Origin of the sequence: Mycobacterium sp. (genome assembly GCF_050700595.1) — a bacterium.
Lineage (GTDB): Bacteria > Actinomycetota > Actinomycetes > Mycobacteriales > Mycobacteriaceae > Mycobacterium.
On the sequence record NZ_JBOHHI010000042.1, the window covers coordinates 1 to 13,259 of the forward strand.

Annotated in this window: 15 protein-coding genes and 1 pseudogene; 6 read left to right on the plus strand and 10 right to left on the minus strand. The window is 66.9% G+C overall.

All coding sequences use genetic code 11. From position 1 onward, the window contains the following. From ACRDTL_RS03785 to ACRDTL_RS03815, 7 genes and pseudogenes are all read right to left on the minus strand, one after another. The coding region (locus ACRDTL_RS03785; protein ID WP_431505381.1) for an acetyl-CoA carboxylase biotin carboxylase subunit at positions 1–1,190 on the minus strand (1,190 nt) is incomplete at its 3' end. A gap of 65 nt (positions 1,191–1,255) precedes the next feature. Then, positions 1,256–1,711, minus strand: a complete 456-nt coding sequence (locus ACRDTL_RS03790) for a SufE family protein (protein ID WP_431505382.1) — start codon at positions 1,709–1,711, stop codon at positions 1,256–1,258. Positions 1,712–1,715: 4 nt separating this feature from the next. Continuing rightward, entirely contained in the window at positions 1,716–2,609 is an 894-nt protein-coding gene (locus ACRDTL_RS03795; protein WP_431505383.1) for a sulfurtransferase, read from the minus strand. Between the two features lie 25 nt (positions 2,610–2,634). Beyond that, the gene (locus ACRDTL_RS03800; protein WP_431505384.1) at positions 2,635–2,862 is read right to left on the minus strand and encodes a hypothetical protein; all 228 of its coding nucleotides are present in this window, start codon (positions 2,860–2,862) and stop codon (positions 2,635–2,637) included. Positions 2,863–2,959: 97 nt separating this feature from the next. Next, complete coding sequence (locus tag ACRDTL_RS03805; protein ID WP_431505385.1) at positions 2,960–3,601, minus strand: Maf family protein; 642 nt, start codon at positions 3,599–3,601, stop codon at positions 2,960–2,962. Continuing rightward, positions 3,598–3,906: pseudogene (locus tag ACRDTL_RS03810) on the minus strand (acyl-CoA carboxylase subunit epsilon); the annotation flags it as partial. The gene ACRDTL_RS03805 and the pseudogene ACRDTL_RS03810, both read right to left, overlap by 4 nt. Beyond that, positions 3,882–5,522, minus strand: coding sequence for an acyl-CoA carboxylase subunit beta (locus ACRDTL_RS03815; RefSeq protein WP_431505386.1), 1,641 nt, complete (start codon positions 5,520–5,522; stop codon positions 3,882–3,884). The gene ACRDTL_RS03815 and the pseudogene ACRDTL_RS03810, both read right to left, overlap by 25 nt. A 167-nt stretch (positions 5,523–5,689) precedes the next feature. Between ACRDTL_RS03815 and ACRDTL_RS03820 the strand changes: the two genes are divergently transcribed. Then, on the plus strand, positions 5,690–6,508 hold the full coding sequence (locus ACRDTL_RS03820) for a biotin--[acetyl-CoA-carboxylase] ligase (RefSeq protein ID WP_431505387.1): 819 nt from the start codon (positions 5,690–5,692) through the stop codon (positions 6,506–6,508). A gap of 9 nt (positions 6,509–6,517) precedes the next feature. Then, positions 6,518–7,036 carry a PH domain-containing protein gene (locus tag ACRDTL_RS03825; protein ID WP_431505388.1) on the plus strand — a complete coding sequence of 173 codons (519 nt, stop codon included), beginning with the start codon at positions 6,518–6,520 and terminating at the stop codon, positions 7,034–7,036. Here ACRDTL_RS03825 and ACRDTL_RS03830 read toward each other — a convergent pair. Then, the gene (locus ACRDTL_RS03830; RefSeq protein ID WP_431505389.1) at positions 6,991–7,653 is read right to left on the minus strand and encodes a GtrA family protein; all 663 of its coding nucleotides are present in this window, start codon (positions 7,651–7,653) and stop codon (positions 6,991–6,993) included. The two genes, ACRDTL_RS03825 and ACRDTL_RS03830, sit on opposite strands and share 46 nt — an antisense overlap. Positions 7,654–7,684: 31 nt before the next feature. On the opposite strand from ACRDTL_RS03830, the gene ACRDTL_RS03835 reads away from it, so the two are divergent. The 3 genes from ACRDTL_RS03835 to ACRDTL_RS03845 are packed head-to-tail and all read left to right on the plus strand — an operon-like array spanning position 7,685 to position 10,639. Beyond that, positions 7,685–8,947: a 5-(carboxyamino)imidazole ribonucleotide synthase gene (locus tag ACRDTL_RS03835; protein WP_431505390.1), complete on the plus strand. Its 1,263-nt coding sequence runs from the start codon at positions 7,685–7,687 to the stop codon at positions 8,945–8,947. Next, the gene (gene purE / locus ACRDTL_RS03840; RefSeq protein ID WP_431505391.1) at positions 8,940–9,455 is read left to right on the plus strand and encodes a 5-(carboxyamino)imidazole ribonucleotide mutase; all 516 of its coding nucleotides are present in this window, start codon (positions 8,940–8,942) and stop codon (positions 9,453–9,455) included. The genes ACRDTL_RS03835 and purE overlap by 8 nt, the downstream gene beginning before the upstream one ends. A gap of 14 nt (positions 9,456–9,469) precedes the next feature. After that, complete coding sequence (locus ACRDTL_RS03845; protein ID WP_431505394.1) at positions 9,470–10,639, plus strand: acyl-CoA dehydrogenase; 1,170 nt, start codon at positions 9,470–9,472, stop codon at positions 10,637–10,639. On the opposite strand, the gene ACRDTL_RS03850 is transcribed toward ACRDTL_RS03845, so the two are convergent. Then, positions 10,603–11,544 (minus strand): class I SAM-dependent methyltransferase, encoded by a 942-nt coding sequence (locus ACRDTL_RS03850; protein WP_431505392.1) that lies wholly within the window; start codon positions 11,542–11,544, stop codon positions 10,603–10,605. The genes ACRDTL_RS03845 and ACRDTL_RS03850 overlap by 37 nt on opposite strands. A 209-nt stretch (positions 11,545–11,753) precedes the next feature. Here ACRDTL_RS03850 and ACRDTL_RS03855 point away from each other — a divergent pair, with 209 nt between their 5' ends. Then, on the plus strand, positions 11,754–12,305 hold the full coding sequence (locus ACRDTL_RS03855) for a cation transporter (RefSeq protein WP_431505395.1): 552 nt from the start codon (positions 11,754–11,756) through the stop codon (positions 12,303–12,305). Positions 12,306–12,313: 8 nt separating this feature from the next. Here ACRDTL_RS03855 and ACRDTL_RS03860 read toward each other — a convergent pair whose 3' ends face one another. Further along, a complete protein-coding gene (locus ACRDTL_RS03860; protein ID WP_431505393.1) occupies positions 12,314–13,087 on the minus strand; it encodes a GAF and ANTAR domain-containing protein in 774 nt (257 codons plus the stop codon). Positions 13,088–13,259 lie beyond the last annotated feature (172 nt).

Here is a 13,259-nt window from a genome sequence, read left to right on the forward strand (position 1 = left end):
ACGATGAGTTTGGCCAGCATCGAGTCGAACTGGCCGCCGATCACCGAACCGGTCTCGACACCGGAATCCAGCCGCACCCCGGGCCCGCTCGGCGGGTCGAACCGGGTGACCGGGCCGGGCGCGGGCAAGAAGCCGCGACCGGCGTCCTCGCCGTTGATCCGGAACTCGATGGCATGCCCGCGCGGCGTCGGGTCTTCGCCGATGTCCAACTTTTCGCCGTTGGCGATGCGGAACTGCTCCCGCACCAGGTCGATGCCCGCGGTCTCCTCGGTGACCGGGTGTTCGACCTGCAGCCGGGTGTTGACCTCCAGGAACGAGATCAGCCCGTCCTGGCCCACCAGGAACTCCACCGTCCCGGCGCCGTAGTAGTGCGCTTCCTTGCAGATGCGTTTTGCCGACTCGTGGATCTCCTTGCGCTGCGCGTCGGTGAGGAATGGCGCCGGCGCCTCCTCGACGAGCTTCTGGTAGCGGCGCTGCAGCGAGCAGTCTCGGGTCCCGGCGACGACGACGTTGCCATGCTGGTCGGCGATGACCTGCGCCTCGACGTGGCGGGGCTTGTCCAGGTAGCGCTCCACAAAACACTCGCCCCGGCCGAAGGCGGCGGTGGCCTCGCGGACCGCCGACTCGTAAAACTCGGGGATCTCCTCAAGGGTGCGGGCCACCTTCATGCCCTTGCCACCGCCGCCGAACGCCGCTTTGATCGCGACCGGCACGCCGTACTCCTTGGCGAAGGCCACCACTTCGTCGGCGTCCTTGACGGGATCGGGGGTGCCGGGGACCAACGGGGCCTGCGCGCGGGCGGCGATATGCCGGGCGGTGACCTTGTCACCGAGGTCGCGGATCGACTGCGGGCTGTGCCCGATCCAGATCAGCCCGGCATCGATGACCGCTTGTGCGAAGTCGGCGTTCTCCGAGAGGAAGCCATAGCCGGGGTGGATCGCGTTGGCCCCGGACTTCTCGGCCGCCTCCAGAATTTTGTCGAACACCAGGTAGGACTCCGCCGAGGTCTGACCACCCAGCGCGAACGCTTCGTCGGACAGCTTCACGTGCAGTGCGTCGGCGTCGGGTTCGGCGTAAACCGCCACGCTGGGCAGGCCCGCATCTCTGGCCGCCCGGATCACCCGGACCGCGATCTCACCGCGATTGGCGACGAGGACCTTGGTGATCCCCGAGTTGGCGTGACTTGGCACTGCGCCTCCCTGTGGCTCGACGGCTGTCTTTAAGAGATTTTCTTACAACGGTGTCCCGAGGAAGTTTAAGCGCCGCGGCGCGGCGCCGGGCCAGCCGGTGTCCCATTCGGCTCGCGCAGCCGTCGCTTGATCCGGGCCAGCAGCGCCGACATGCCGCGTAGCCGCAACGGGCTGATCAACGCCGCCAGGCCCAGGTCGGTGTAGAAGTCTTCGGGCACCGCCAGAATGTCGGCGGCGGGTTGTTCGTCCAGGCCGGCAGCCAGGATCGAGGCGAACCCGCGAGTGGTGGGCGCCTCGGCGGGCGCGCTGAAATACAGTCGCACCCGGTCCGGGTCGTCGGCGTCGACGTGCAGGAATAGCGGGGACTGGCATTCGGGCACCGGCTCCATCGCCGCCTCTTGCAGATCGGAGGGTATTGGCGGCAACTCGTTGGCGAACTCCAGCAACAACTGCAGCTTGTCCTGGCCCTGGACTTCGGCGAAGTCGGACACCACCTCGGCCAGCGACGCAGGCATGCTCATCAGGTCATACTCCCGGTGCTGCTCCTGGTGCTTCCCCTGCGACAATCGGCACCCGCACGGTGTTGCCCCATTCGGTCCACGAGCCGTCGTAGTTGCGCACCCCGGGCTTGCCGAGCAGATGGGTCAACACGAACCAGGTATGGCTGGACCGCTCGCCGATCCGGCAGTACACGACGGTTTTGTCGTCGGGATTGACGAACCCGTAGAGCTGCTCGAGTTCGTCGCGGCTGCGGAACCGGCCGCTGCCGTCGGCGGCCTTGCTCCACGGGATCGATACCGCGGTGGGGATGTGCCCGGCACGCAGCGCACCTTCCTCCGGGTAGTCCGGCATGTGGGTGCGCTTGCCGGTGTACTCCTCGGGCGAGCGCACGTCGATCAGCGGCTGCGAGCCCAGGATGGCCAGCACGTCGTCTTTGAATGCGCGAATGGGCGCGTCGTTGCGGTCGACGACGGGATAGCCGGTCGAGGTCTTGGTCGGAACGTCCAGCGTGGTCTCCCGGCCTTCGGCGAGCCACAGGTCGCGACCGCCGTTGAGCAGCCGCACATCCGGGTGGCCGAACAACGTGAAGACCCACAGCGCGTAGGCGGCCCACCAGTTGCTCTTGTCGCCGTAGATCACCACGGTGTCATCGCGCGAAATGCCCTTGCGGTCCATCAGTTCGGCGAACTGCTCGCCGGAGATGTAGTCGCGCACCCTCGGGTCGTTGAGGTCGGTGTGCCAGTCGATCTTGACCGCGCCGGGGATGTGGCCGACGTCGTAGAGCAACACGTCCTCGTCGGATTCGACGATGACCAGGCCGGGTTGGCCCATATTGCCGGCCAGCCAGTCGGCGGTGACCAGGCGTTCCGGGTGGGCGTATGCGGTGAGAGTGGGGCTGGGATCCGGTGGTAACGGCACGACATTGAGCCTACCCACCTATGCGTCAAACGCTCAGCGCGACCTCGTATGCCACTGCGAAGCGCCGGGCGTCCGGCTTCGGCCGGAACAACACACCACCTTCTGCGCACCAGTCGACCACCCGCAGCAACCGCTTACCCGGCGCCAACTGCCTGCGAACGACGTCGGCCAGTGCGGCACGAAGCCGTTCGGTGTCATAGCGATCGATGTCCCGCGACAGGCCGACATCCCACATGGTTTCTTCCACGCGCATCGCCTCAGTGTCCGCAACGCGACGGCCCGACCGGGCAAACCCGGTTCGGTGCGTCCTACCTCAAAACGGTTGCGATTGTGTAACGGTCAGATCGCGATCATCGAGGTGACCACAACGCGCTGACCGACAAGTCCATGCGGCCGAGCAGTCGACGGGTCAGTGGCAGGCTCAGGCCAATGACGTTGGATGGGTCGCCCTCGATCCGGTCGACGAGCCAGCCGCCGAGTCCGTCGATCGTGAACCCGCCGGCAACGTGCAGTGGCTCCTCGCTAGCAATGTAGGCATCGAGGTCTACGCCCGTTGGTGTAGCGAAATACACTGTGGTGCAGGCAGCTTCGACTTCACTATGCACGACGGTGCTGTCGCGCAGCCGGAGCAAGCAGTGCCCGGTGTGCAGGTGTCCGGACCGGCCGCCGATCGAGTACCACTGGCTTTTCGCGGCATCGGCCGATCTGGGCTTGCCGGCCAGCCGACCGCCGACCTCCAGCATCGAATCACAGCCGATGACAACGCAATCCGCGGCCACAGTGCTATCTAGGTGGGCCAGCCCGTTCGCCACCTGCTCGGCCTTGGCCCGCGCCAGCGCGCAGACGACGTCGTTGGATGAGGCATCCGGCCCCAGCCCCGCGACGACCGCGTCCTCGTCGACCCCGGAGACGACGACCAGCGGGTCGATACCGGCTTGGCGCAACACCTTGAGCCGCCCCGGCGAGGCGGACCCCAGCACGACCGGTGTCATCGGCGCATGTGCGTCCGTTCCTGCAGCGTGATTTTCTGCCAGCTGAAGACCGGGTAGCGCAGCTTGTCGACGGGCAGGCCCCACCGGCTGCGTTCGCCCGGCCCGGTCTCGGCCGCACCGCCGCCGGCGCTGCCCAGCACCGCGACCAGCGCAGCCAGTTCCTCATCGGTCGGGTTGCCCTTGAGCACCTCGATGTGCGGCTCGTGCGTTTCGTCGCTCACAGTGGCCGAATCGTTCGTCTCGTTCCCGTCACTCACTGCGCTCGTTCCGCTCACTCGACTCACAGGGGAATGTTCCCGTGCTTCTTGGGCGGTGTCTGGGCGATCTTGCGTTCCAGCAGCCGCAGTGCGGTCCCGATGTAGCCGCGGGTGTGCGACGGTGGGATGACCGCATCGACGTAGCCGCGCTCGGCGGCGATGTACGGGTTGACCAGGGTGTCCTCGTACTCCTGCTGCAACTGCAAGCGAAGCGCATCAACATCCTCGCCCTTGTCCGCCGCCTCGGTGAGCTGCTGGCGGTAAACGAATCCAACCGCGCCGGAGGCACCCATCACCGCGATCTGGGCCGTCGGCCAGGCGACGTTGACGTCGGCGCCCATGTCTTTGGAGCCCATCACGCAGTAGGCGCCGCCGTAGGCCTTGCGGGTGATCACGGTGATCTTCGCGACGGTGGCCTCGCCGTAGGCGTACAGCAGCTTGGCGCCGCGTCGGATGATGCCGTTGTATTCCTGGTCGGTGCCGGGCAGGAAGCCGGGCACGTCGACCAGCATGACGATCGGGATGTTGAAGCAGTCGCAGGTCCGCACGAAGCGGGCGGCCTTCTCCGAGGCGTTGATGTCCAGGCAGCCGGCGAAATGGGTCGGCTGGTTGGCCACGATCCCGACCGGCCGACCCTCGATGCGACCGAATCCGACCACGATGTTCTGGGCGTAACCGCCCTGCACCTCGAGGAACTCGTCCTCGTCGAGGATGCGGGTGATCACCTCGTGGATGTCGTAGGGCTGGTTGGGCGAGTCCGGGATCAGCGTGTCCAGCTCGAGGTCTTCGGCGGTGAGGTTGTCCTCAATCGCGCCGCCTGGCACCGGCGCCGGGTAGCGCGGCGGGTCGGTGAAGTTGTTGGCCGGCAGGTAGCTGAGTAATTCGCGCACCCATTCGAACGCATCCTGCTCGCCGGACGCGACATAGTGCAGGGTGCCGGACTTGGCCATGTGCGTGTGGGCACCGCCCAGCTCCTCCATCGTGACGTCCTCGCCGGTGACCGTCTTGATCACGTCCGGGCCGGTGATGAACATCTGGCTGGTCTGGTCGACCATCACCACGAAGTCGGTCAAGGCGGGGGAGTAGACATGTCCGCCGGCGGCGGCACCCATGATCAGCGAGACCTGCGGGATGACGCCGGAAGCCAGGATGTTGTTGTGGAAGATCCGGCTGTACAGGCCCAGCGAGACCACGCCCTCCTGGATGCGGGCACCCGCACCGTCGTTGATGCCGATCAGCGGCCGGCCGGTTTTGATTGCCAGCTCTTGCACCTTGACGATCTTCTCGCCGTAGACCTCGCCGAGGCTGCCGCCGAACACCGTGGCGTCCTGGCTGAAGATGCACACGTCGCGGCCGTCGATGGTGCCGTATCCGGTGACCACACCGTCGCCGGACGGGCGCTTGGCGTCCAGGCCGAAGTTGGTGCTGCGGTGGCGGGCCAACGCGTCGAGCTCCACGAACGAGTCCTCGTCCAGCAATGCGTAAATGCGCTCGCGGGCGGTCAGCTTGCCTTTGGCGTGCACCTTCTCGACCGCGGTCTCGCCGACCGGATGCAGCGCCTCCTCGCTGCGCTTGCGCAGTTCCGCCAGCTTGCCCGCGGTGGTGTGGATGTCGATTTCGTGCTCGGCCTTGGTTTCGACGTGGCTTTGCGTAGTGCTCGTCATGGATGTCGAGCTTAACGGCGGGTGGCCGATCGACCGAATTGGGCGCCGGCCGCGTCGAGTGTGCGTCCCGGGCGGGATTTTTGCCTGCAGAAATCCCGCCGTCAGCGCACAGTGGAAGCCCTGACCGCGCACTCGGCGACCCCACTCGACGAAAAGAGCATGGCATCGTGTCAACCGACGCCCCGCCCCGGTCGCCGTTGGATGCGGCGGCGATCAGCGACGGGCTGGTCGGACCGGGTCTACCGTGGCGTCAGCTCGAGGTGCTGGTCGAGACCGGTTCGACGAATGCCGATCTACTGGCGCGGTCGGCCGCCGGCGCGGACGTCGACGGATCGGTGCTGCTGGCCGAATTCCAGAATGCCGGCCATGGGCGGCACCGCCGGAGCTGGTCCGCGCCGCCGCGCGCCGGGATCACCTTGTCCGTCGGGGTGGGTGGGGCTTCGGTGCCCCGGTCGGGCTGGGGATGGTTGCCCCTGCTCACCGGTGTCGCCGTCGTTGATGCGCTGGCCGCGGTCACCGGGATAACCGCAGGGTTGAAGTGGCCCAACGACGTGCTGGTCGGTGACGGCAAGCTCGCCGGGATACTCGCCGAAGTCGGCGCACCGGCGCCGGTGATCATCGTCGGGCTGGGACTGAACGTGACGTTGACCGCCGACGAAGTCCCCGACCCGGCCGCCACCTCCCTGCTGATGCTGGGATCCCCAGCGTCCGATCGAAACACATTGGCGCACAGCGTACTTCGCGAGCTTGCTAGTCGCATCGACGCCTGGCGCACCGCCGGCGGCGCCGACCCGAAGCTGATCGCCGACTACCAGCGGCACAGCGTCACCCTGGGGTCACGGGTGCGGGCCACGCTGCCCGGCGACCGCGACATCATCGGCGTCGCGCGAGCCGTCGACGAGTTGGGCCGGCTCTGTATCGACACCGGCGGCGAGACGGTGGCCGTGTCGGCCGGGGACATCAGCCATTTGCGCCCCAACGTCTAGAGTGCTGCCGTGGGCTACCCCGATAACGTATTGGCCGACGACGAACAGTTGGTCCTGCATCGGCACCCGCACTGGAAGCGGCTGATCGGGGCGGTCGTCGTCCTGCTGTTGGCAACCGCGCTGGCGTCCTTTGTGGCCGCGGTCGTCAACACCACCGGGTGGGATCAGACCGCCAAAAACGTGGTCTTCGCCGTCATCTGGGGGATCTGGCTGGTGGTCGTGGGCTGGCTTTCGCTATGGCCGTTGCTGGCCTGGGTTACCACGCATTTCGTCATCACCGACCGACGGGTGATGTTTCGGCATGGCGTGCTCAGCCGCAGCGGGATCGACATCCCGCTGGCCCGGATCAACAGCGTGGAATTCCGGCACCGGATCATCGACCGCATCTTGCGCACCGGCACGTTGGTCATCGAGTCGGCGTCACAAGATCCGTTGGAGTTCTACGACATTCCGCGCGTGGAGCAGGTGCACGCGCTGTTGTATCACGAGGTCTTCGACACCCTGGGGTCCGAGGAATCGCCCGGCTGAGAAGCTCGGTCGGCGCGGGACCGCCAAGCGCCTAGCAGCGTGACGTTGCCGCCGCCTTCGATGTTGTCCTCGAGGACCTCGGCGATCCCGCCGGCGGTCAGCGTCGACTCCAGTGCCTTGTCCTGCGACCGGTCGAATTCGTCGGGGAACACCCAGCGCCGGAACGCCCAGAACCGGAACGACATCTGCAGCAGGTTGCCGATGATGTAGGCGGAGATGAAGTCGGCAATGTTCTCCACCGTCAACGACACTGCAGGAACCCGCAGCTGCAGGACGTAGCTGGAGAACCACAGCGGCGCCATCGACAGCAACACGCCTACCCCGCTGAACGCGAAGAACAACAGTGCTTCGTGGTGGCGCTCGCGGCCCCCGCGGTACCGGAAGCTCCACTCCCTGTTCAGGATGTAGGACGCGATGACGGCGACGATGCCGGCGATGACCTTGGCGGTCACCGGCTTGGGCTCCAGGATCGTCAGCTTCAGCGTGTAGAAAACCGTCGAGTCGATAACGAACGTGGTGGCCCCGACGATGACGAACTTGATCAGTTCGTGATGACGTTCGGCGTAGGGCCGCACCAGGCTCGGCAACCGCGCGATCGTGGCATCGGCAAAGGACACAGTGTCGCAGTGTACGGACTCCGGGTTTGCGATGTCACCTCGGCTAAGCACCCGGCTCCGCCGCCATGACACCATAAGTGCCGTGGTAAGTACCCCCACGGCTGCGCCGTTGGTCGCGATGGTCGGCGGCGGCCAGCTTGCCCGGATGACTCACCAGGCCGCGATCGCACTGGGGCAGACGTTGCGTGTACTGGCGGCCGCCGCCGACGACCCCGCCGCCCAGGTCACCCCGGACGTGGTGATCGGTTCGCACACCGACCTCGACGACCTGCGTCGGGTTGCGGCCGGGGCCGATGCGCTGACCTTCGACCACGAACACGTCCCGCCCGAGCTGCTGGAAAAGCTGGTCGCCGAAGGCGTCAACGTGGCACCGCCACCGCAGGCGCTGGTGCATGCACAGGACAAACTCGTCATGCGGCGACGGCTGGAGGCGCTGGGCGCACCGGTGCCGCGCTACGCCGGCCTGAAAAACCTGGACAACCTCGACGATCTGGAAGCGTTCGCTGGCCGGGTCGATGGTCCGCTGGTGGTCAAGGCGGTGCGCGGCGGGTACGACGGCCGTGGCGTGCGGATGGCGGCCGACCTGTCGCAGGCCCGGGAGATCGCCCGCGAGTACCTCGACGCGCGAGTGCCGGTGCTGGTCGAGGAGCGGGTGGCACTGCGCCGCGAGTTGTCGGCGCTGGTGGCGCGGTCGCCGTTCGGTCAAGGGGCGGCGTGGCCGGTGGTGGAAACCGTGCAACGCGACGGCATTTGTGTGCTGGTGATCGCGCCGGCGCCGGAGCTGGCCGACGATGTCGGCGCGGCGGCCCAGCAGCTGGCGTTGCGGTTGGCGGCCGAACTCGGTGTGGTCGGGGTGCTGGCCGTCGAGCTATTCGAGACGAACGACGGTGCGCTGGTGGTCAACGAGCTGGCGATGCGGCCACACAACTCCGGGCACTGGACCATGGACGGCGCGCGGACCAGCCAGTTCGAGCAGCATTTGCGCGCGGTGCTGGACTATCCGCTCGGCGACACCGATCCGACCGTGCCGGTGACCGTGATGGCCAACGTGTTGGGTGCCGCCGCGGCGCCGACGATGACAGTCGATGAGCGACTGCACCATCTCTTCGCGCGGATGCCGGAGGCCCGGGTTCACCTCTACGGCAAGGGTGAACGTCCCGGACGCAAGATCGGCCACGTCAACTTCCTCGGCTCCGATATGGCGCAGCTCTGGCGGCTGCGTGAACGGGCGGAGCTGGCGGCACACTGGTTGTCGCATGGTCAGTGGATGGACGGATGGGATCTGCATGGTTGAGCAACCCCGGGTCGGCGTGATCATGGGCAGCGACAGCGACTGGTCGGTGATGGCCGACGCCGCTGCGGCGCTGGCCGAATTCGACATCCCCTACGAGGTCGGGGTGGTCTCGGCGCACCGTACCCCGGCGCGGATGCTCGACTATGCGCACGGCGCCGCCGACCGGGGCATCGAGGTGATCATCGCCGGTGCCGGCGGCGCCGCCCATCTGCCCGGGATGGTCGCTTCGGCCACCCCGCTGCCGGTGATCGGGGTTCCGGTGCCGCTTGCGCGGCTCGATGGCCTCGACTCGTTGCTGTCGATCGTGCAGATGCCGGCCGGGGTGCCGGTGGCGACCGTGTCGATCGGCGGCGCCCGCAATGCCGGCCTGCTGGCGGTGCGCATTCTCGGGGCGTTCGATTCGGACCTGCGGAACCGGATCGTGGCGTTCCAGGAGCAGCTTGCCGACTCCGTGCTGGCCAAGGATGCTGCTCTCAAGAAGCTGCACGGTAAAGTTACCGGCCAGTAGCAAAGGAGGCCATGATGGCTCGGTGGGGCGGAAATCCATCGTTTGATCTGTTCAAGTTGCCTGATGAGCACGACGAGCTGCGGGCGGCGATCCGCGCGTTGGCGGAAAAAGAAATCACGCCGTATGCCGCCGAGGTCGACGAGGAGTCCCGGTTCCCAGAAGAAGCACTAGCGGCGCTCAATTCCTCCGGTTTCAACGCCGTCCACATCCCCGAGGAGTACGGCGGTCAGGGTGCGGACTCGGTGGCCACCTGCATCGTGATCGAGGAGGTGGCGCGCGTTGACGCGTCTGCCTCGTTGATCCCGGCGGTGAACAAGCTGGGCACCATGGGCCTGATCCTTCAGGGTTCGGAGGAGCTGAAGAAGCAGGTGCTGCCTAGTTTGGCCGCCGATGGCGCGATGGCATCGTACGCGCTGTCGGAGCGCGAAGCCGGCAGCGACGCAGCGTCCATGCGGACCCGGGCGCGCGCAGACGGCGACGACTGGATCCTCAACGGTGCCAAGTGCTGGATCACCAACGGCGGCAAGTCGACCTGGTACACCGTGATGGCGGTAACCGATCCGGACCGTGGCGCCAACGGCATCTCGGCGTTCATGGTGCACAAGGACGATGAGAGTTTCACCGTCGGGCCCAAAGAAAAGAAGATGGGCATCAAGGGCTCGCCCACCACAGAGTTGTACTTCGAGAACTGCCGCATCCCGGGCGACCGGATCATCGGTGAGCCCGGCACCGGGTTCAAGACCGCACTACAGACCCTTGACCACACCCGCCCCACCGTCGGTGCGCAGGCCGTCGGCATCGCGCAGGGTGCGGTGGACGCCACGATCGCTTACACCAAGGACCGCAAGCAGTTCGGCAAGTCGATCTCCGAGTTCCAGGGTGTGCAGTTCGAGCTGGCCGATATGGCGATGAAAGTCGAAGCAGCCCGACTGATGGTCTACACCGCCGCTGCCCGCGCAGAACGCGGTGAGCCGAATCTCGGATTCATCTCCGCGGCCGCAAAGTGCTTCGCTTCCGACACCGCCATGGACGTCACGGAGTCCGCGGTGCAGTTGTTCGGCGGTGCGGGCTACACCACCGACTTCCCCGTCGAGCGGTTCATGCGCGACGCCAAGATCACCCAGATCTACGAGGGCACCAACCAGATTCAGCGCTTGGTCATGTCACGCGCACTGCTGCGCTGATTTGTGCGGCGCAAGGTCGCCGTGCAGTAGTAGTTCTCGGTTCCATCGTCGACGCGCGGCGGCACCGGCAATCCGCTGTCGGCCAACAACTGGCTGGCCGGAGTGCGAACCGTGTGCCAGCCTCGTTCGTTCAGGTAGGTCGCGATGTCATTGCGTTCGCCGGGGTAGCCCAAGTTGTCGAGTCGGATGTCCAGACCGTGCTCATACCACTTCTGGTTCGCGGCTTGTAAGGCCTGCAAGGCTGGCGGCGAGTTCATGAATATCTCCGCCACCAACCGGCTGCCATCGGCGCTGAGCTCGGTGATGTTGTCCAGCAGGCGATCCTGGGCGGTCGGTGGCAAAAACGCCAGCAGGCCCTCGGCGATCCATGCGGTGGGACGCTGCGCGTCGAACCCGGCCTGCTGCAACGCCGTCGGCCAGTCGTGTCGCAGGTCGATCGGCACCGCTCGCAACTCGGCCGTCGGCTCAGCGCCGAGTGCGGCGACCGTGGCGGCCTTGAACTCGAGGACTTGCGGTTGGTCGATCTCGAACAGCGTCATGCCCGCCGGCCACGGCAGCCGATACCCGCGCGCGTCGAGCCCGGACGCCAAGATCACCGCCTGCCGGATACCCGAGGCTGCCCCGTCGGCGAAGAACCTGTCGATGAACCGGGTGCGCACCGCCAGCAGGTTGGTCATCGGTTGCATGCCCCACGCGTGGTCAGGGATGTCGACCTCGGCGGAGTCGAGTTCCCCGGCGGCCCACCGCGTGAAGAAGCCGATGCCGACCGCTTGCACCAGAGGTTCGGCGAACCGGTCGTCGATGAGCCCGGCCCTGGCCGCACGGGCCCGGCCCGCGGCCACCATGGTGGCGGTGGCGCCCACACTCGTGGCCAGATCCCAGGTGTCGTTGTCGGTGCGTGTCATGGTTTGCAGCTTATTCAGTGAGCGTGAGTCGAATGAGTCCGGCCGCGGGTTGGCGATACGATCGCCGAGTGGCTACCACCCCCCATCCCGGCAACCCGGCCGGTGTCGTCGACAATGTCTGCCGCGACGAATCGCGGCACGCCGCGCCGCCGCGAGACGCGCGATGGCACCGGGGCGCGCGGTGGGCGCGACGGCTGGCCTGGATCAGCATGGTTGCGATGCTCATCGAGGGTGTCGTGGGACTCTGGCAGGGCGTGGCGGCGGGGTCGATCGCGCTGACCGGGTGGGCGCTCGGCAGCGCCCCCGAGGGTCTGGCCAGCGCGATGGTGGTGTGGCGGTTCACCGGTTCGCGCACTGTGTCGGAGACCGCCGAACGGCGCGCCCAGGTCGGCGTCGCGATGTCGTTTTGGCTGACGGCCCCCTACATCGCAGCGGAGTCCGTGCGGCACCTGACCGACGAGCACCACGCCGAGACGTCGCTGATCGGTATCGGGTTGACGGCGATCGCTTTGGTGCTGATGCCGGCCCTCGGCCGGGCCAAGCACCTGCTCGCCGTGCGGCTCGGCTCGGCGGCCACCGCAGGCGAAGGCACTCAGAACTACCTGTGCGGTGCGCAAGCCGCCGCGGTGCTGGTCGGGCTTGCGGTCACGGCCAGCTGGCCCGAGGGGTGGTGGCTCGACCCCGCGGTCGGCCTGGTTATCGCTGCTCTCGCGGTGTGGCAGGGCATCCGGTCCTGGCGCGGCCAGGACTGCGGCTGCTGACCAAGGAGCTACGTCGCCGCTGCCAGGTCCGGCCGCTCGTCACCGGAGGCGAACCACCTGCTTAGCAGTGATTCCAAACGGTCCTCTTGCTGCGCTTCGACCAGTTCGGCCGCGAGCTGCCGGATCTTGACGTTATTTTGCTGGGATACTTGACGCAACCGATCAAACGCGGCGTTTGGGTCACACGAGTACTGGTGCATCAACAGTCCCTTGGCCTCGCCGATCAAATCCCGGGTGGCCAGCGCGACGTGCAGGTGCTCAACCAGCTGGCGGGAATGGTCATAGAGCGCGGCGTTATCAAACGTGGTGCCCGCGTGCAACGCGAAAAGCATCACCAGGTCCATCACGTGCTCGCTGAATTGGTTGGGACGACTCGAGAACAGCGTGCATCCCACTGACGGCCGGCGGTAGGCCGGCAGCGGCAACGCGAGGCAGCTGCGAAAACCAGCGCCGCGCATGCGTTCCCCAAATCCCGGCCACCGCTGCTCCGTTTCGGCGTCCTCGACGCGCCGCGGCTCGCGGTAGCGCACCGCCTCGAAAATCGGGCCGTGCCACGGTTGGGGTTCCTCGGGCGTGTGCGCCACAGCGGCGATTTCGGCGCCGGCCACTGTCTCCAGCCGGTCGCGGCCCAGCTCCACGGTCACCGTGGCGTGCTCGCAGCCCGGAATCGTGCGCACGGCGCGCCTGGTCATGCGGGCGACGACGCTGTGTACGTCGTCGTCGTCGACCAGTCGGCTCACCTCGACCAGGTCCCGGGACAGCGAGTGCAGTTCCTCGTTCATCACCTCAGGCTACGTGCGACCGCGATACCGCCGGTTGTCCACAGTTCGCGCTTTATCCACAATTGCGCGTGCGATGCGCTGCGGCCGGGGTGACTCGAACATTCTTTCGATAATATGGCGGGATGGCTTCCGTCGAGCAGGCGCTTCCCGTGGATGCGGTGCGTGCGCAGAT